Origin of the sequence: Nonomuraea guangzhouensis, from assembly GCF_019396345.1 — a bacterium.
In the GTDB taxonomy this organism is placed as follows: Bacteria; Actinomycetota; Actinomycetes; order Streptosporangiales; family Streptosporangiaceae; genus Nonomuraea; species Nonomuraea guangzhouensis.
Map to the genome: position 1 here is coordinate 122,153 of NZ_JAHKRM010000021.1, position 20,426 is coordinate 142,578.

General features: G+C 73.3%; 7 protein-coding genes. All 7 read left to right on the forward strand.

The window, feature by feature from the left end; translation table 11 throughout:
* Positions 1-176 precede the first annotated feature (176 nt).
* The 7 genes from KME78_RS37845 (at position 177) to KME78_RS37875 (ending at position 20,412) form a co-directional block, all read left to right on the forward strand.
* Complete coding sequence (locus tag KME78_RS37845; RefSeq protein WP_219534270.1) at positions 177-12,617, forward strand: non-ribosomal peptide synthetase; 12,441 nt, start codon at positions 177-179, stop codon at positions 12,615-12,617.
* A gap of 1 nt (position 12,618) precedes the next feature.
* Positions 12,619-13,923, forward strand: a complete 1,305-nt coding sequence (locus KME78_RS37850) for a serine hydrolase domain-containing protein (protein WP_219534271.1) — start codon at positions 12,619-12,621, stop codon at positions 13,921-13,923.
* A gap of 20 nt (positions 13,924-13,943) precedes the next feature.
* Positions 13,944-15,170 carry an MFS transporter gene (locus KME78_RS37855; protein ID WP_219534272.1) on the forward strand — a complete coding sequence of 409 codons (1,227 nt, stop codon included), beginning with the start codon at positions 13,944-13,946 and terminating at the stop codon, positions 15,168-15,170.
* A 759-nt stretch (positions 15,171-15,929) separates the two neighbouring features.
* Positions 15,930-17,117: an NAD(P)/FAD-dependent oxidoreductase gene (locus tag KME78_RS37860; RefSeq protein ID WP_219534273.1), complete on the forward strand. Its 1,188-nt coding sequence runs from the start codon at positions 15,930-15,932 to the stop codon at positions 17,115-17,117.
* A complete protein-coding gene (sigJ, locus tag KME78_RS37865; RefSeq protein WP_219534274.1) occupies positions 17,114-18,007 on the forward strand; it encodes an RNA polymerase sigma factor SigJ in 894 nt (297 codons plus the stop codon). Before KME78_RS37860 ends, sigJ begins: the two co-directional genes overlap by 4 nt.
* Before the next feature lie 170 nt (positions 18,008-18,177).
* Positions 18,178-19,689, forward strand: a complete 1,512-nt coding sequence (locus KME78_RS37870; protein ID WP_219534275.1) for an FAD-dependent monooxygenase — start codon at positions 18,178-18,180, stop codon at positions 19,687-19,689.
* Positions 19,690-19,968: 279 nt separating this feature from the next.
* Positions 19,969-20,412, forward strand: coding sequence for an XRE family transcriptional regulator (locus KME78_RS37875; protein WP_219534276.1), 444 nt, complete (start codon positions 19,969-19,971; stop codon positions 20,410-20,412).
* The last annotated feature ends 14 nt before the right edge of the window (positions 20,413-20,426 follow it).

A 20,426-nucleotide genomic window follows, 5' to 3' on the forward strand; every position in this document is an offset into this window, starting at 1 on the left:
TGGTTCTTTAGCCGTCGATTCAAGGCTCTGGAGCGACCGGGCGGCCGCTGCGAAGATCGAGGAGAAAGCGGCGGGCGGGCGGGACGACGCCCGCGGTGACCGGACCGCCCGCTTGTCGAACAGTTTTCCAGGCGCGGTGCGGCCGACCGTCAACCGGAGGCTTGGAGAACACCTCGATGCATATCTCTTCCCAGCGGGACGAGCGGATCGCGGCGCTACCGGAACACCTTCGTGACCAGGTGCTACGGCGGCTGTCCGGCCTGTCGGACGGCCTGTCGGACCGGGAGTCGATCCCGCGCACGGACACCACCGGCCCGGTGCCGCTCTCCCCCGCCCAGGAACGGCTCTGGTTCATGTACGAGCTGGACCCCTTCGCCGTCGACTACCTCGTGCCCCTGGTCGTGCGGCTGCGGGGGACGCTGGACGTGCCCGCGCTGCGGACGGCGCTCACCCAGGTGGTGGCGCGGCACGAGACGCTGCGCACGACGTTCGGCTCCCAGGACGGTCGCGGCACCCAGCGGGTGATGCCCGCCGCGGAGGTGCCGCTGCCCGTGACGGACCTGTCGGAGCGCCCCGCGGAGCTGGACCGCCTGCTGGAGGAGGAGGCCCGCCGGCCCGTCGACCTGCGCGAGGGCCCCGTGTTCCGGGCCCGGTTGATCCGGCTCGGCCCGCGCGAGCACGTGCTGGCCACCTACGCCCACCACATCGTCACCGACGGCTGGTCGTCGCGGGTGCTGCTCGACGACCTGGCCGCGCTGTACGCCGCCGCCGCCGACGGAGGCGCGCCCGCGGGCCTGCCGCCGCTGCCGGTGAGCTACGCCGACGTCAGCGTCTGGCAGCGGGAGCGGATGTCGGGCCCAGAGGCCGAGGCCCAGCTCGCGTACTGGCGCCGCAGGCTGGACCGGCTGGCCCCGATGGACCTGCCCACGGACCGGCCGCGCCCGCCGGTCAGGAGCTCGGTGGGGGCGGCCCGCTCGTTCGAGATCCCGGCGGACGTCGCCGCGCGACTGCGGGAGCTCGGCGAGCGCACCGGCGCCACGCTCTTCATGACCCTGGTCGCGGCGGTGCACACGCTGCTCGCCCGCTACACCGGCCGGCCGGACGTGGCCGTGGCCACCGTCGTCTCCGGCCGCGACCGGGTCGAGACGGAGAACCTGGTCGGCTTCTTCGTCAACACGCTGGTGCTGCGCGGTGAGGTCGACGAGTCGTGCTCGTTCGAGGAGCTGCTGGGACGCACGCGCGCGACGGTGCTGGACGCGTTCACCCACGACCAGGTGCCGTTCCAGCGGCTGGTGGAGACGCTGCGCCCGGAGCGCGACCCGAGCCGGCCGCCGCTGACGGAGGTCGCGGTCAACCTGCGCAACCTGCCGCCCGGCACGGCCGCGTTCCCCGGCCTGCGCGTCACGGACGTGCCGCCGCCCGTGCTGGCCGCGAGCATGGACCTTTCGTTCGACTTCACCGAGCGGGACGGCGCGCTGGCCGGGAGCCTGGCCTACAACGCGAGCCTGTACGGGCCCGGCACCGCCGAGCGGATGACCGCCCACCTGGTGCGCCTGCTCGCCGGGGTCGCGGCGGCGCCCGGCGCGCCGCTGGCCGGCGTCCCCCTGCTCGGCCGGGCCGAGCACCACCTGCTGGCCTCGTTGTGGTGCGGGACCGGCACGGGGCCGGAGGGACGGACGGTGACGGAGCTGTTCGCCGAGCAGGCGGCGGCCCGGCCCGAGGCCGACGCCGTGGTGTGCGGCGGCCGCACGGTCGGCTACGGCGAGCTGGAGGAGCGGGCGAACCGCCTGGCCCGGCTGCTGGCCGCCAGAGGTGCGGGGCCGGAGCGGTACGTCGCGGTGGCGCTGCCCCGGTCGATCGACATGGTCGTGGCGGTGCTGGCCGTGCTCAAGGCCGGGGCCGCGTACCTGCCGCTGGACCTGGACCAGCCGGCCGACCGGATCGCCGCCATGATCGACGACACCCGGCCCGTGCTGGCGGTGGCCACCCGCGAGAGCGCCCGCGCGCTGCCCCCGGGCCTGCCGCTCGTCGAGCCGGACGACCCGGCCCTGGCCCGGTTGCCCGGCAGCGCCCCCGCGCCGGCCGCGCGGCCGGAGAACCCCGCGTACGTGATCTACACCTCCGGCTCGACGGGCCGGCCCAAGGCGGTGGTCGTCACCCACGAGGGCGTGCACGACATGGTGCGCATCCAGCGCGAGCGCATGGGCGCCGGGCCGGGCGCACGGGTCCTGCAGTTCGCCTCGCTCTCCTTCGACGGCGCCTTCTGGGAACTGGTGCTCGCCCTGCTGTCCGGGGGCACGCTCGTGGTCGCCACCGACGCGGAGCGCCCGCCGGGCACGCCGCTGGCGGGCCTGATCGCCCGCGAGCGGGTCACTCATGTCACGCTGCCGCCCACCGCCATCGCGACGCTGCCCGAGGACGGCGTGCCGAAGGGCGCGGTGCTGGTGGTGGCGGGTGAGACGTGCCCGCCGGAGCTGGTGCGCGCCTGGTCGCCGGGGCGGCGCATGTTCAACGGGTACGGCCCCACGGAGACCATGGTCGGCGCCACCCTGAGCGAGCCGCTGACCCCGGCCGACGCCGACCCGGGACCGGTCCCGATCGGGCGGCCCTTCCCGAGCATCCGGACGTACGTGCTGGACGAGCGGCTCCGGCCCGCGCCCATCGGCGTGCCGGGCGAGCTGTACCTGGGCGGCACGCGCCTGGCCCGGGGTTACCTGAACAGGCAGGGGCTGACCGGCGCGCGGTTCGTCGCGGACCCGTACGGGCCGCCCGGCGCCCGCATGTACCGCACAGGGGATCGGGCCCGCTGGCTGGCCGACGGCCGGCTGGAGCACGCGGGCCGCACCGACGACCAGGTCAAGCTGCGCGGGTTCCGCATCGAGCTGGGCGAGGTCGAGGCCGCGCTGGCCGAGCAGCCCACCGTGGTCGCCGCCGCCGCGGCGGTCAAGGAGGACGCGAACGGGACCAGGCGGCTGGTGGCCTACCTCGTACCGGCCGACGGGGGCGCGGACCCCGCGGAGCTGCGCGAGGTCCTGCGGCGGCGGCTGCCCGAGCACATGGTGCCCACGGCGTTCGTGCTGCTGCCCGCGCTGCCGCTCACGCACAGCGGCAAGGTGGACCGGCAGGCCCTGCCCATCCCGACCGGCGCCCGCCACAGCGGCGAGGAGTACGTCGCGCCGCGCACGCCCGCAGAACGCGCGCTGGCCGCGGTGTGGGCGCGGGTGCTGGGCGTGGAGCGGGTGGGCGTCCACGACAATTTCTTCGACCTCGGCGGCGACTCCATCCTCGGCCTGCAGGTCGTCGCCGGGGCACGGGCGGCGGGGCTCGCCCTCACGCCGCGCCAGATGTTCCTCCGCCAGACCGTGGCCGACCTGGCCGACGACCTGCCCGACGACCTGCCCGAAGACCTGGCCGACGAGGAGAGCCCCGCCGGGGACGGCCCGGTGAGCGGCGAGGTGCCGCTCACGCCCATCCAGCACTGGTTCCTGGAGAACCTGGGCGACAGCCTGAGCCGGTTCAACCAGGCGATCGCGCTGGAACCGCCCGCCGAGGCCGGCGAGGAGGCGATCGAGGCGGCGCTGGAGGCGCTGGTCGAGCAGCACGACGCGCTGCGCCTGCGGCTGGAGCGCGACGGCGACGGCTGGCGGCAGCACAACGCCGCCGCCGAGCACGGGCGGCTGCTGCGCCGCGTCGACCTGTCCACCGTGCCCGAGGACGAGCGCGCCGAGCACGCGCACCGGGCCGCCGTGGCGGCGCAGACCTCGTTCGAGCTCGACCGGGGGCCGCTGATCAAGGCCCTGCTCTTCACCGGCGACGGCCCCCGGCGGCTGTTCCTCGCCGCCCACCACCTGGTCGTGGACGGCGTGTCGTGGCGCATCCTGCTGTCGGACCTGGAGATCGCCTGCCGCCAGGCCGCCGCCGGGGAGCCGATCCGCCTGGGCCCGCGCTCCACGTCCTTCCGCGAGTGGGCCACAAGGCTGCGCGACCACGCCGCGGCGGGCGGCTTCGACCACGAGCTGGGCCACTGGCGGCGCGTACAGGAGCTGGCCTCCGGGGTGGCCCCGCTGCCCCTGGACGCGGCGGACACGCGGGGCGGCAACGTCGCCGGCGACCTGCGGTCGGTGACCACCACGCTGGACGCCGACGCCACCCGGCGGCTGCTGCGCGAGGTACCGGAGGTCTACCGCACGCGCGTCGACGAGGTGCTGCTCAGCGCGCTCGGGCGGGTGCTGACCGGCTGGGCGGGCGGCGACCGGGTGCTGGTCGAGACGGAGGGCCACGGCCGCGAGGACCTGTTCCCGGAGGTGGACCTGTCGCGTACGGTCGGCTGGTTCACCGCCGTCTCCCCCCTGGCGCTGCGGATCCCGGCGGGCGGCTGGGGCGAGGTGCTCAGGTCCGTCAAGGAGCAGGTCAGGGCGGTCCCGCTGCGCGGGCTCGGGTACGGCGCGCTGCGCCACCTGTCCCCGGCGGGGGCCGAGCTGCGCAACGACAGGCAGCCCCAGGTCTCCTTCAACTACCTGGGACGGATGGAGTCGCGAGGCATGCTGCCCACGCCCGAGGGCACCGAGCGCGACCCGCGGCAGGAGCGCACCCACCTGCTGGAGATCAACGCCGTGGTGCGCGGGGACCGCCTGGAGATCCGCTGGTCCTACTCGCACCGCCGGCATCGCGAGCGGACCGTGACCGCCCTGGCGGACCGGATGACGGCGGCGCTGGCGGAGATCGTCGAGCACTGCGCGCGGCCCGGCGCGGGCGGCTGCACCCCCTCGGACTTTCCGCTCGCCAGGCTGGACCAGGCGGCCGTGGACCGCGTCGCGGGCGACGGACGCTCGGTCGAGGACGTCTACCCGCTCACCCCGCTGCAGGGCGGCCTGCTGTTCCACTCGCTGGCCGACCCCGCGTCCGACACCTACACCTCGCACTTCAGCCTCCTGCTCGACGGCGTGGCCGACCCGGCGCGGCTGGCCCGGGCCTGGCAGGAGGTGACCGACCAGGTCCCGGCCCTGCGTACGGCGATCGTCTGGCAGGACGTGCCCGAGCCCGTCCAGGTCGTGCGCCGCGGCGCGGCCGTCCCAGTCGTCCACCACGACTGGCGCGGGCTGTCCGAGGCCGCCCAGCGGGCGGAGACCGAGCGGTTGTGGGCGAGCCGCGCCGAGTGGACGCTCGACCTGGCCACCGCGCCCCTGACGCGGCTGATCGTCGCCCGCCTGTCCGGCACCCGGGTGCGGGTCTTCTGGACCGCGCACCACCTCCTCCTCGACGGCTGGAGCGCGGCCCAGGTGCTGACGCAGGTCTTCGAGCGGTACGCGGGCCGCCCGGCCCCCGTGCGCCGGCCGTACCGGGACTACGTGGAATGGCTCGGCCGGCAGCACCTTGCGGCGGCAGAAGGGCACTGGCGGCGGGAGCTGGCCGGGTTCACCGCGCCGACGCCGATCCCGTTCGACCGGCCCCCGGTGCGGGCACACCAGTCCCGCTCCACCGCCGCCGTGCGGCTGAGCCTGCCCGCCGAGCGGTCCGCCCGCCTGTACGAGCGGGCCAGGAGCGCCCGGCTGACCGTGAACACGCTGCTGCAGGGCGCCTGGGCGATCCTTCTGTCGCGTTACAGCGGCGAGCGTGACATCTGCTTCGGCGCCACCGTCTCCGGCCGTCCCGCCGGGCTGCGGGGGGCCGGGTCCATGGTGGGGCTGTTCATCAACATGCTGCCCGTCCGGGTGGAGGTGGACGGCGAGGCCGAGGTGATCGGCTGGCTGCGGCGGCTGCAGGAGGACCAGGCCGAGTGCCGCCAGTACGACTACCTCTCCCCCGCCCAGGTTCACCGGTGCGGCGACCTGCCGGGCGGCGTGCCCATGTTCGACAGCGTCCTGGTGTTCGAGAACTACCCCGAGGGCCGGCGCGACGGGCACGGCGTACGGGTGCTCGAACACCTCGGCGACGAGCGCAGCAACTACCCCCTCATGATCACCGTGCACGCGGGCGACGAACTGACCCTGGCCGCCGACTACGACCCGGCGCTGCTCGACGAGGCCACCGCCACCCGGCTGCTCGGCCACCTGGAGACCGTGCTCGGCGCCCTCGCCGGCGGCGCCGCGCGGCGGATGTCCGACCTGCCCGTGCTCACCGACGCCGAACGGCGGCAGCTCGCGGAGTGGAACGACACCGGGGCGCCTTTCCCCGCCGTCCGGCCGGTCCACGAGCTGTTCGCCGAGCAGGTGGCGCGCACCCCCGGCGCCACCGCCGTGAGCTGCGGCGTCAACAGCCTGACCTTCGCCGAGCTGGACGAGCGGGCCAACCGGCTCGCGCACCACCTGATCGAGCGGGGCGCGCGGCCGGGCACGCTGATCGGCGTGTGCGTCGAGCGCGACGTGGACGCTGTGACCGCGCTGCTCGGCGTGCTCAAGTCGGGGGCCGCGTTCGTGCCCCTGGACCCGGACTACCCGCGGGCCCTGCTGGGCGCCATGCTGGCCGACGCGGCCGCCCCGCTCGTGGTCACCCGGCCGGCGCTGCTCGACCGGCTCGACGCCGGCGGGGCGGAGGTCGTCCTGCTGGACGGCAACGAGCTCGCTGCCCTGCCCGCCGGCCCGCCGCGCGTGGACGTGACGCCGGACGACCTGGCGTACGTGATCTACACCTCGGGCTCCACGGGACGGCCGAAAGGCGTGATGGTCGAGCACCGCAACGTCCACCACATGCTGCACGCCTGGGACGCCCGCTACGGCCTGGCCGGGACCCGGCCCCGCTGCCTGGCGGTCTCCAGCCAGTCGGTCGACCTGTTCTTCGGCGACTTCCTGCTGTCGGCGATGTTCGGCGGCGAGATGGTGATCTGCCCGGCCGACCGGGTCGGCGACCCGCGCGCCATGGCGGACCTGCTGCTGAGCACCGGCGCGCATCTCATGGTGACCGTGCCGTTACTGGCGGCGGCGGTGACCGAGGAGCTGGAGCGCACCGGCCGGCGTCCGGAGGCGCTGCGGGTGCTGATGGTCGGCTCGGAGGGCTGGCCGGTGGCCGACGCCGAGCGGGTGCTCGGCCGCCTCGGCCCCGGGACGATCGCGGTGAACGCCTACGGCGCGACGGAGACCACTGTCGACTCGACGGTGTTCCAGCTCGGCGCCGACCCGCTGGGACAGGGGCCGTACGCGCCCATCGGGCGGCCGTTCGCCAACACCCGCGTGCACGTGCTCGACGCCGGGCTGCGCCCGGTGCCCGTGGGCGTCACCGGCGAGATCTACATCGCGGGTGACGGGGTCGCGCGCGGTTACTGGGCGCGTCCCGAGCTGACGGAGGGCCGGTTCCTGCGCGACGCGTCCGGGGAGCGCATGTACCGCACGGGCGATCTGGGCCGCCGCCGGGCCGACGGCAACCTGGAGATCGTCGGACGCGCCGACGACCAGATCAAGGTACGCGGGTTCCGCGTCGAGCTGGGCGAGGTGGAGGCCGCGCTGGCCCGCCACCCCGACGTGGCCGCCGCGGCGGCGGCCGGGCACCGGGACGACGCCGGGCGGACCCGGCTGATCGGCTATGTCGTGCCCGTGGGCGACGCCGCGCCCGACCCGGCCGCGCTGCGCGCGTTCATGGCCGCGCGGGTGCCCGCTCAGGCGGTGCCGTCGGCGTTCGCCCGGCTGGACGCCCTGCCGCTGACCGCGAGCGGCACCCTGGACCGCCGGGCCCTGCCCGTGCCCGAGGGCCCGCTCGACTCGGCCGTCCCCCGGGTCGCCCCGCGCGACGCCACCGAGTCACTGCTGGCCGCGATCTGGGCCGAGGTGCTCGGGCTGGACGTGACCGAGGTGGGCATCGAGGACGACTTCTTCGACCTCGGCGGCGACTCCATCCTCAGCATCCAGGTGATCTCGCGGGTCCGCGCGGCGCTCGGCGCGGCGCCCTCACCGCGCCAGCTGTTCGACACGCCCACCATCGCCGGCTTCGCGGGCACGCTGGGGAGGGCAGGTCGGCCCGACGACATCGAACGGGTCGCGGGCGATGACGATCTGCCGCTGTCGTTCGCCCAGCAGCGGCTGTGGTTCCTCAGCGAGTTCGAGCCGGACAGCTCCGAGTACAACACCGTGTTCGGGCTGCGCCTGTCCGGCGAGCTGGACGAGGCGGCGCTGCGTACCGCGCTCGACCGGCTCGTGGCCCGGCACGAGGCGCTGCGCACCGTCTTCGGCGACGTGGACGGCCGCGGCGTGCAGACGATCCGCCCGCCCGAGCCGCTCGCCCTGCGGGTGACCGACGTGTCCGAGGACGACGATCCCGAGGGCGCGATGCGGCAGCTCGTGACGCGCGAGGCGTCCCGGCCGTTCGACCTGCGGCGCGGGCCCGTGCTGCGGGCCACGCTGGTGCGGATGGGCGCCACGGAGCACGCGCTCGCGCTGGTCATGCACCACATCGCGACCGACGGCTGGTCGATGGGCGTGCTCACCGCCGAGCTCGGCGCCTGCTACGCGGCCGCGCTCCGGGGCGAGCGGGCCGAACTGCCACCGCTCCCCATCCGGTACGCCGACTACGCCTCCTGGCAGCGCCGGAACCCGTCCGACCCCGGCTACTGGGAGCGCCGACTGACCGGCCTCGTGCCGCTCGAACTGCCGGTCGACCGGCCCCGCCCCCCGGTGCGGGTGGCCGACGGCGCGGTGCGCCTGCTCGACGTCGCGCCCGGGACGCTGGATCGGCTCAAGGCGCTGGCCCGCGGGCACGACGCCACGCTGTTCATGGTCCTGACCGCGGTGGCGCAGATCCTCCTGGCCCGGATCTGCGGCCAGCGGGACGTCGCCGTCGGCACGGCGACCTCCGGGCGCGGCCGGGCCGAGTTGGAGGGGCTGGTCGGGTTCTTCGTCAACACCGTCGTGCTCAGGTCCACGGTGCGCGGCTCGTCGTCGTTCGCCGCGTTCCTCGCCGAGGTCAGGTCGACCGTGCTGGAGGCGTTCGAGCACGAGGACGTACCGTTCGAGCAGCTGGTCGAGCGGCTGCGGCCGGAACGGGACCCGAGCAGGAACCCGCTGATCGACGTCATGATGGTGCTGGACAACACGCCGTCGGCCGACTCGGACCTGCCGGGACTGCGCACCGCGCCGCTGCCGGCCGTGGCCGACCAGGTCAGCCACGACCTGACGTTCGACTTCCACGAGCACGGCGGCCGGCTGACGGCGGCCATCGGCTACAGCACCGCGCTGTTCGACCACGCCACCGCGGACCGGCTGGCCGGGCACCTGACGATCCTGCTCGAGGCCGTCGCGGCCGACCCCGGCGCCCGGCTGGCCGACCTGCCGATCATGACGGACACCGCGCGGGAGCAGGTGCTGACCGGGTGGAACGACACCCGCGTCCTGGAACCGCCCGCGCTGTTCGCCGAACTGTTCGCGGAGCGGGCCGCCGCCGACCCCGGCCTGACCGCCCTGGTCTTCCGCGACCGGGCGCTCACCTTCGCCGAGCTGGACGCGCGCGCCAACCGCCTGGCGCACCTGCTCCGCGCCCACGGGGCCGGACCCGAGACGCTGGTGGGCCTGGCCTGCTCGCGCGGCGACCGGACGGTCGTGGCCCTGCTGGCGGTGCTCAAGAGCGGCGCCGCCTTCCTCCCGCTCGATCCGGAGCTGCCGGACGAGCGCCTGGCGTTCATGCTGGACGACGCCGCGCCGGTGATCGTACTGACCGACCGGGAGGCGGCGTTCGGGCCACCCGTGCCCGGGGATCTGATCATGCTGGACGATCCCGCGCTGCTCGACGGGCAACCGGACAGCGCCCCGGCCTGGCCCGGGCCGCGTCCTGAACACCCTGCGTACGTGATCTACACCTCCGGCTCCACCGGCAGACCCAAGGGCGTGGTGCTGGAGCACCGCGGGCTGGCCAACCTGTTCCTCGACCACCGGGCCGAGCTCATCCGCGCCGAGGCGGGCGGCTCCCGGCTCAGGACGGGGCTCACCGCGGCGTTCAGCTTCGACACCTCGCTGGAAGGCGTGCTGTGGCTGGCCGACGGCCACGAGCTGCACGTGATCGACGACCTCACGCGGCGCGACCCGGAGGCACTGCTCTCCTACATCGACCGGCACCGGATCGACGTGCTCGACCTGACGCCGTCCTACGCCGAGCAGCTCCTCCCGCTCGGCCTGCTCACCGGGGAGCGGCACCGCCCGGCCGTGCTCATGCTGGGCGGCGAGGCGGTGGGCGAGGCTCTGTGGCGCGACCTGCGGCAGGCCCCGGACACGGTGGGCTACAACTACTACGGGCCGACCGAGTGCACCGTGGACACCCTGTACTGCCGGCTCTCCGACAGCGAACGGCCCATCGTGGGCCGGCCGATGCGCAACACCCGCGCGTACGTGCTGGACGACGGGCTGCGGCCGGTCCCCGTGGGCGCGGCCGGGGAGCTGTACCTCGCCGGCGACCAGCTCGGCCGTGGCTACCTCAACCGGCCCGCGCTCACCGGGGCGCGTTTCGTCGCCCATCCGTACGAGGCCGGGGGCGCGCGCATGTACCGCACCGGCGACCTGGCGCGGTGGCGTCCCGACGGGACCCTGGAGTACCTCGGCCGGACCGACGACCAGGTGAAGGTACGCGGGTTCCGGATCGAGCCCGGCGAGATCGAGGCGGTGCTCGGCGAGCACCCGGAGGTGGCGCGGGCGACCGCGGTCGTGCTCGACGACCGGCAGAGCGCACCGCGGATCGCGGCCTACCTGGTGCCGGTCGCCGACGCGGCGCCCGGCCCCGACGCGCTGCGCGACTTCGCCCGGCGCCGCCTGCCCGGCTACATGGTGCCGCACTTCTTCATGACGCTGGACGAACTGCCGCTGACCAGCAGCGGCAAAGTGGACCGGCGCGCCCTGCCGGAGCCGTCCGCCACGCCGCTCGGCGCGGGCGACCGGCTCGCGCCGAGCGACGGCGTGGAGTCGGCCCTGGCCCGGGTGTGGGCGGAGGTGCTGGGAGTCGAGGCCGACGCCATCGGGATCGAGGACAACTTCTTCGACCTCGGCGGCGACTCCATCCTCAGCATGCAGATGGTGGCCAAGGCCAAGCAGGCCGGCGTCGGGATCTCGGCCAAGGACCTCTTCCTGCACCAGACGATCGCCGAGCTGGCCCCCGTGGCCCGGGACGTCGTGCCCGCGTCCGGGAGCACGTCAGGAAGCGCCGTCGCCGGGCCGATCCCGCTGACCCCGATCCAACGGGCGTTCCTGCTCGGCCACAGGGTCGCCCCGCACCATTACAACCAGTCCATGCTCGCCGAGCTGAGCGGCCCGGTCGACGAGGAGGCCCTGCGGGCGGCGCTCGCAGCGCTGGCGCGGCGGCACGACGCGCTGCGGTCACGCTTCGAGCGGGACGACGACGACTGGCGGCAACGCACCGCCCCTGACGGCGCCGGCCCGGACGGCGGCGGCCACGTGCCGCTGACTCGGCACGATCTCAGCCGCCTGGACGGGGACGCCGAGCGGCGCGCCGGGATGGACGAGCTGGCCGCCGCCGCGGACGCCGGGTTCGACCTGGCCCGCGGGCCGCTGTGCCGGGCCCTGCTCTTCGACCTCGGCCCGGAGCGGCGGCCGTGGTTGTACCTCACTGTCCACCACCTGGTCGTGGACGCGATCTCCTGGCGGATCCTGACCGAGGACCTGGAGACGGCCTACCGGCAGGCGGCCGCCGGGGAGACGATCGACCTCGGCCCCGGCACCTCGTCGTTCGGGGAGTGGGCGACCAGGCTGGCCGAGTACGCGGCCAGCGAGGAGGCAGGCCGGGAGGCCGCGTACTGGGGCGGGCTGCCGGAGGCGGCGCCGCTGCCTGTGGACCGCGACGGCGTCAACCTCGTCGGCTCGGTCAGGAGCGTGCCGGGCGCGCTCTCGGAGGAGGAGACCCGCGCGCTGGTCCGCGCCGCGCCCGCCACCTTCCGCGTACGGCTGCACGAGCTGCTGGTCGCGGCCCTTGCCTGGGCCCTGAGCCGGTGGAGCGGCGACGAGCGGGTGGTGATCGACCTGGAGGGCCACGGCCGGGAGCAGCTGTTCGACGACATCGACCTGACCAGGACCGTCGGCTGGTTCACCACGGAATACCCGGCGGCCCTCACGCTGCCCGGCGGCGACGACTGGGTGAAGATCGTCAGGACGGTGCGCGAGCAGCTTCGCGCGATCCCCGGCAACGGGCTCGGCTACGGCGTGCTGCGTCACCTCAGCCCGCCGGGATCCCCGGGGGCGGCGCTGTCGTCCCGGCCCGCCCCGCAGGTCGCCTTCAACTACCACGGGCAGGCGGACGCGGCCGGGGACTCCGGCGGCGGCTTCCTGCGCGCCTTCCACGACCCGATCGGATGCGAGCAGAGCCCCCTCGAACACGCCGACCACCTGCTGGAGGTCGTCGGCGCGATCCGTGACGGCCGGTTGTCGTTCGACTGGTACTACTCGGAGAACCTGCATGACCGGGCCACGGTGGACCGCCTCGCGGAGACCTTACTCACCGCCCTGCGCTCACTCGCCCGCCACGCCGGCCCCCGACGCGCCGCGAACCGCCCACGCGCGTCCGGCCCCGGGGGCACCGACTCCAGGGGCACCGACTCGGGGGCCGCAGACTCCAGAGCCGCAAACCCCGGCGCCGCAGACTCCAGAGCCGCAGACCCCGGGGCCGCCAACTCCGGCGAGCCGGGCCGAGAGGGGTGACATGGACACCCTCGACCTGCCGGGCCTGCTCGCCGATCTGTCGCGCGGGCACCGGGTGCCCGGCGCCCAGCTCGCCGTCCACCACGACGGGCGGACGGCGAGCGCCGAGTACGGCGTGGAGACTCCCGGCGGCCGTCCGGTGACGGCCGGCACCGCGTTCCCGCTCGGCTCGCTGACCAAGCCGTTCACCGCGACGCTGGCCGCCATGCTGGCCGACGACGGCGACGTGGGGTTCGGCACGCCGCTGGCCGAACCGCTCCCCGAGCTGGGGCCCGTCGCCGCGGACCTGACCCTGGATCGCCTGCTCAGCCACACCGCGGGCCTGGCGGCCAACGCCGAGGACGCCGAGCGCGCGACGACCCGGCGGGCCTGGGCCGCCGAGCACTGCCGCCCGGCCTGGCCCGGCATCGGCCCGGCGTTCTCCTACTCCAACGCCGGCTACGTCCTCACCGGCCATCTGATCGAGACCGTCACCGGCATGACCTGGTGGGAGGCCGTCGAGGACCTGCTGCTCGCCCCACTGGAGATCGTGCCCGCCTTCGTGGCAGGCCCGCGGACGGCCCGGCGCGCGGCGGCCGGCCACAGCGTGCATCCGGCCCGTGACCTGGTGGTGGCGGTGGCCGAGGAGGGGGACTCGCCCGTCGAGGCCCCGGACGGCGCGCTCGCGCTCAGCGCCGCCGACCTGGTCGCCCTCGCCCGCCTGCATCTGGCCGACCCGTCCCTGCCGGCGCTGCTCGGCGAGGACACACTGCTGCGGATGCGCGAGGACCGGCTCGCCGGGGTCCCCATCGGCCCGTACGGCATGGCGGACGGCTGGGGGCTGGGCTGGGCGATCCACCGCCGCGACGGCGTCGAGTGGTTCGGCCACGACGGCACGGGCGAGGGCACCTCGTGCCACCTGCGCTTCGAGCCCATCAGCGGCACGGTGGTCGCGCTGACCACGAACGCGAACACCGGCCTGGCCGTGTGGCGTGACCTGGTCGAACGGCTGTCGGCGGCGGGCGTCGAGGTGGGCGACCACCGCCCGCTCGCCGATCCCGGCCCACCCGTGCCCGGCCCGCCCGGCTGCGCGGGGGCCTACGCGAACGGCGCGGCCCGGTTCGAGGTGACCGCGGACGACGCGGGCGGCCTCACCCTCCGGTCCACGGGGCCGATCACGTGCTTCCCCGGCCTGGTGTTCGCCGTCGGCGAGCCGCCGCCGCACGGCCGAACGGCGCACGTGGGCCGCTTCCTCGGTGACGGCGGCCGGATCGAGCTGATCCAAGTGACCGGACGGCTGGCCCGGCGCCTGCCGTCAGAGTCCTGAGCAGGAGGAACTCTTCGACCATGAAGAAATCCGCCGTCGAGACCACGCCTCCTCCGCTGTCGCGTAACAGGGGCTATGCCACGCTGTGGAGCGGGCAGTTCCTCTCCGAGCTGGGTAACGAGATCAACTTCATCGCGATCCCCCTGCTGATCCTGGCCATGTCCGGCTCCGCGCTGGAGGCCGGGCTGGCCTCGTCGGTGGTGGCGGTCGGTCACCTGCTCGCCAACATCCCGGCAGGGGTGATCGCCGACCGCTGGGACCGCAGGCGGACCCTGCTCATCTGCCAGACCGGGCGCGCGCTCGCCATATCCTCCGTCGCGATCGCCGTGTGGCTGGACGCCTACTCCTTCCCGCACATCCTGCTGGTGGCGCTGATCGACGGCCTGCTCGGCGCCGCGTTCGAGCCCGCGGAGCAGGCCGCCCTGCCGCAGGTCGTGCCCGCCTCGCAACTGTCGCGCGCGGTCGCCGCCAACACCGCCCGGCCGTTCATCGCGACCCTGCTGGGCCCCGCGCTCGCCGGTTTCCTGTTCGCGGTGCAGCGGGCGATCCCGTTCGTCGTGGACGCCGTCATGCTCGCGTTCTCCTCGGTCGCGCTGCTCTTCCTGCGCCTGCCTCCGCGTCCGGAGCCCGTCCAGGAGGAGCAGGGGCCGGGCGGCGACCTGGTCGCCGGGTTTCGGTGGGTGCTGGGCCAGCGGGTGATCAGGACGACGCTGCTGTGGATGCTGATGTCCAACCTCGTCTTCACCACCCTGATCATCATCGTGCTGGCCACGTCTCATGAGGACCAGGTGGGCGCCGGCGTGATCGGGCTGAGCATGGCCTGCATGGGGGCGGGCGGGCTGTTCGGCGCGGCGCTGGCCGACCGCCTGCACGCCGCGCTGCCGGCGCCCGTCGTGATCGTCGGCTTCTCCTGGGTCACGGCCGCGCTGACCGCGCTGATGGCGGTCGTGCCCAGCGGGCTGCCCCTCGGGCTGCTGCTCGGATGTACCGCCTTCTTCGTCCCGTTGGCCAACACCACGGTCCTGACCTACCAGATCACCGTCACCCCGGACGCGCTGCGCGGGCGGCTGACGGCCATCGTCGGGCTGTGCGGTGGCGGCGCGGCGGCGCTCGGCCCGCTGCTCGGCGGGGCGCTCGTCACGGCGGGGTCCGCCGGCATCCTGGCCTGCGCCGCCGCGCTCGCCGTGGTCGCGGCCGCGACCACGCTCAGCCCGACGTTGCGCCGCTTCCCCTCCACCCGCCTCTGAGTGGCGCGGCGTTTCTGACCATCGCCACCTGGAAACAAGGGGTGTGGCCAGGTCAGCGTGTACACGTGCTCGGGCTTGTTCGAACCTGCACCAGCGTGTTCCGGCCGAACCCGAGTATGCCGCCGTAAGAGTACGGATCCGAACGACCCGCCCTGGCTTGCTCCAGGTCGAGCGGAGTCGGGCGAAGGATCACTCTTCCGGCGTACAACACGAAGGCGAGCAGCACGTTGAGCAGCTGAACGCCGAGCCCCAACCAGACACCGTCGCGAAGCGGTACGTCCTGGAGCGTCATCACGCCCAGGCGGGCGAGCTCCATAACAGCGCAGGCCAGGCGAATCCCAGCCAGACTCTCACGATCACGAGGAGAGACGATCTGGACGGGACCTGTGTTCCCACGTAGCCGGCACCTTCAGCGAAGCGGGCAGCCGCCCCTGCTCCCGCCGTAAGGGCTGCTCGGCGGTCAGACCACCACCATCGGGATGCCTCACGTACTCGAGGTAGCACCACAACGACCTCCTGCCGGCTCACAGGCAGGCCAGGCCGGATGACCCTCACCCTTGACCGTCTCTGGTTGCCCGCGGTCGTGGAGGGAGGTCGACGCCCCTGGTCGGATTTCGCTGACCTGCACTGATCTCGCTGCCCGAGAGGGGAGGTCGCTGTCGCTCACGGTGTGGACCACGTGTTCCGCGCTCTTGAGTGGAGTGACGCACGTCACGTCGCGTCCTGTCACGTCTCTGCGATCCCCGGTGTCCTGAGGGCATGACCGAACACAACACATCCCACAAGGTCGTGGTCATCGGCGGCGGTTACGCCGGAACGCTGGCGGCCAACCGTCTGCGGGTGCGCGACGACGTCGACATCACGCTGATCAATCCGCGCCCGGAGTTCGTCGAACGCATCCGGCTGCACCAGTTCGTGGCCCGTACCGGCGACGCCACGATCGACTACGGCACGTTGCTCGGCGAGGGCATCCAGCTGGTCGTCGACAGCGCAACGCGTATCGACACCACCGCCCGCACCGTGCGGCTGGCGTCGGGCCGCGCCCTGGACTACGACTACATCATCTACGCGGTCGGCAGCACCGGCTCGGTCCCCTCGGTGCCAGGCGCGGCCGAATTCGCTTGGCCCATCGCGGAATTGGAGTCCGCGCAGCGGCTCCGCGCCCGGCTGGAGGAGTTGCCCCCCGATGCTCCGGTCACCGTGGTCGGCGGTGGGTTGACCGGCGTCGAGACGGCCGCCGAACTGGCCGAACAAGGACGCAACGTCACGCTGGTGTGCGGCCGGACCCTGGCGCCCTACCTGAGCGCAGGGGGGCGCCGATACGTCGCCAAATGGCTGAGCCGGCACGGTGTCGCCGTGATCGAGGGCGGCGGGGTGACCGAGGTCCGGCCGGACGCGGTCGCCCTCACCGACGGTGTGGTGCGTCCGAGCGCGCTGACCATCTGGACGGCCGGTTTCGGTGTGCCGGAGCTGGCGGCGGCGAGCGGGCTGCGTACCGACGCGCTCGGCCGGCTGCTCACCGACGAGACGCTGACCAGCGTCGACGACGACCGTGTCGTCGCGGCGGGCGACGCCGCCGCACCGTCGGGCCGGCCGCTGCGGATGAGCGGCTACGCCGCCGGGCCGCTCGGGGCGCAGGCCGCCGACACCGTGCTGTCCCGTATCGCGGGGACCGAACCGGCGGTGATCAACCTGGCCTTCACGGGCGCGTGCGTCAGCCTCGGCCGGCACGCCGGCATCAGACAGATCGCCGGCAAGGACGACACCGCGATGAACGTCTACATCGGCGGCCGCATGGGCGCAATAATCAAGGAGGTGACCTGCAAGTTCGTGGTGTCGAAGAGGATCCGCCTGGAGGCGGGCAAGCCGGGTTCCATGGGCTGGCCCAGGGGCGGCCCTCGTCCCGAGCAGCCGGCCTCCACCGCGCGGGTGGTCACCTCCCGGTGAGCGCCGACGAGCATGCCGAGCGGTTCACCCTGTTGCGGCCGCTGCTGTTCACGATCGTCTACGAGATACTCGGCTCGGCGACCGAATCCGACGACGTGCTGCAGGAGAGCTATCTGCGATGGTCCGCAGTGGACCTCGCGACAGTGCGCGACACCAAGTCATATCTGGCGCGGCTGGTGACCCGTCAGGCGCTCAACGCCTTGCGGGCGAGCACGCGCCGTCGCGAGGAGTACATCGGCTCCTGGCTGCCCGAGCCGCTGCTGCTCGACGAGAGTGATGCGTCGGCCGATGTGGTGCTGGCCGAGTCGGTGTCGATGGCGATGCTCGTGCTGCTCGAAACCCTTACTCCCGATGAGCGTGCGGTGTTCGTACTGCGCGAGGTGTTCGGGTTCGGCTACGACGAGATCGCCGAAGCGGTGGGCAAATCCGTGGTGACGGTGCGCCAGGTGGCGCACCGTGCCCGCGAGCGCGTACAGGCGCGGCGCAGGCGTTTCGAGCCCGTCGACGCCGCGGAGTCCACACGGATCACCGAGCAGTTCATGACCGCGGCGGCCACCGGCGACATGGAAGGGCTGCTCGCGCTGCTCGCGCCGGACGCCACCTGGACCGCCGACAGCGGCGGCAAGGCCACCGCGGCGCGCCGGCCGGTGGTGGGCGCGGCGAAAGTGGCCGTGCTCGTCATGGAACTCTTCCGCGCGGGGCGGCGGCCGGACTCGCGGATCGAGATGGTCAACTGCAACAACGCGCCCGCGATGGCCGCCTACGACGGCGATCACCTGGCAGGCGTCTGCCTGTTCGAGGTCGGCGACGGGAAGATCACCAACTTCTACGTCATCCGCAACCCGGACAAGCTCCTCGCGGTGGCGGTTCCGCGTCAGATCAGCCGCTAGGAGTCGGCAAGCCGCAGCGCAGTACGTCGCATCGCGCATCCGTGGTGCGAGCTGAGTTGCCGCTGCAGATGCGGCGCGGCAGGTGACCCGTTCTGCGGCGATCGAGGAACGCGTCCCCGCCCGATGCGTGTGTGGACCAATTCGACTGAAGGATGACCAAGGAGTTGACCATGACCGATACACAGGTAGTGATCGCTGGGGCGGGGCCGACCGGGCTGATGCTCGCGTGCGAGCTGGGGCTCGCCGGCATCGACGTGTTCGTCCTCGAGCGGCTCCCGGAGCCTCGAACGGTGGAATCGCGAGCCGGAGGCCTGCACATCCGCACGATGGAGACGCTCGATCAGCGGGGCCTCCTCGACCGGTTTCTCCAGCGCGGACGGCCGCGGCAGGACGTGCACTTCTCCGGACTCGGTCTCGACCTATCCGATATGGCGACGCGATATCCGTACGCTCTGCTCATCTTGCAGGCCGAGGTGGAACGGCTGCTGGAGGAGCGCGCGGCGCAGTTGGGGGCACGGCTGCGCCGCGACGCCGAGGTGACAGGGTTCACCCAGGACGAAACGGGTGTCACGGTGGAGCTCGCGGACGGGTCGCGCGTCCGGGCGGACTACCTCGTCGGCTGCGACGGCGGCCGCAGCACCGTGCGCGGACTCGCCGGCATCGAGTTCCCCGGCACCCCGGCCACGATGACCGCGATGCTCGGCGACGTCGAGCTCGCCGAGCCGCCCGTGGACGACATCTTCCAGGAGCGGCGCGAGCACGGCAGGTTCTCGGTGCTGTCGTACGGTCCGGACTGGTACCGGGTGCTGACCAACGAGTTCGATCACGTCGCCGACCGGGACGAACCGGTGACTCTGGAGACCCTCCGCAAGGCCATGCTCAAGATCGCCGGGACGGACTACGGGATGCACTCGCCGCGCTGGCTCTCCCGGCACGGCGACGCGGCCCGCCAGGCCGACCGTTACCGCGTGGGCCGGGTTCTCCTGGCCGGCGACGCCGCGCACATCCACTTCCCGGCGGGCGGTCAGGGCCTGAACACCGGCGTGCAGGACGCGGTCAACCTCGGCTGGAAGCTCGCCGCCGTCGTCCGCGGCCAGACCCCGGACTTGCTGCTCGACACCTACCAGGCCGAACGCCACCCGGTCGGCACCCGCGTCCTGCACAACACCCGCGCCCAGACCGCACTCTGGCGTGTGGACGATCACACCTCCGCCCTGCGCGAGGTGCTGGACGAGCTCATCGGCATCGACGAGGTACGGCTGCGCCTGGCCGGTATGATCACGGCAACCGACCTCCAGTACCCGATGGAGGGGACCGACGACCTCCTCGGCCGCCGGATCCCGGATCTCGACCTCGACCGCGGCCGCATCTACGAACTCCTGCACCGTGCCCATGCGGTTCTGCTGGATCTTGGCGGTCTCCCACCGCTCGACAGCGTCATGACCGGCTGGGCGGACCGAGTCGATCTCGTCCGCGCCCATCCCGCTGAGGGCTCCGATCTCGGTGCGGACGCCGTACTCATCCGCCCCGACGGACATGTCGCCTGGGTCACCCGCGCCGGCGAGCGGCCAGACTTCGACGCGCTCCGGACCGCCCTCACGACGTGGCTCGGCCCGGCCGGTCCGCACGGTGCGGATGTGCATCACCGGCCCGCCCCGCGGACCACGCCAACCCCGGATTAGTCCGCAAATCCGCCCCAACCAGCTCATATGGGCTGTCCTCGACCCATCTCCTTGCCACCAGATCGAGCCCATGGCGTGCTGGCGCTGCCACTGCTCCTTTCCCGCCGAGCCAGTACGACTCTCCCTTCACGCTCGGACTGCCTAAAAGTGATGAACTTCTGTTGTCAATCAACTTTAGGGAGTACTCTCGGAGGGCTACAGAAGCACATAACCCCGTCAACTAGGTTCCATGGTTCGCGAAGATCTGAGAACATAGTTGATGAACCTAAGTGGTGAGTGATGACGGACGAGAACATGTCGCAAGGCGAGCCGTCCTCGCCATCCCTTGCCGACAAGATCGACTTTCTGTTCCGGACGGTCTATCCAGCCGGCCGGGGTCCCTACTCCTACGCGGAGGCGGCGGCCGGCATCGAAGAGCTCACCGGCGAACAGGTCTCCCACACCTCGTTGTGGAAGCTGAGCACCGGGCGCGCCACCAACCCGACCAAGCGCCTGATCGAGGCGCTCGCCGCCTTCTTCCAGGTGTCGCCGGCGTATTTCTTCGACGACGAGGCCTCGAAGCAGATCGGCGACCAGGTCGAACTACTCGCGCTGCTGCGTGACACGGGCATGAAGGGCGCTCAGCTGCGCGCTTTCTTCGAGCTGTCTCCGGAGGCGCGCGACATGGTGGCCGAGCTGATCGAACGAACGGCCCGGCTTGAGCAACGCCACCGCGACAAATAGGAGACGAGAAGAGA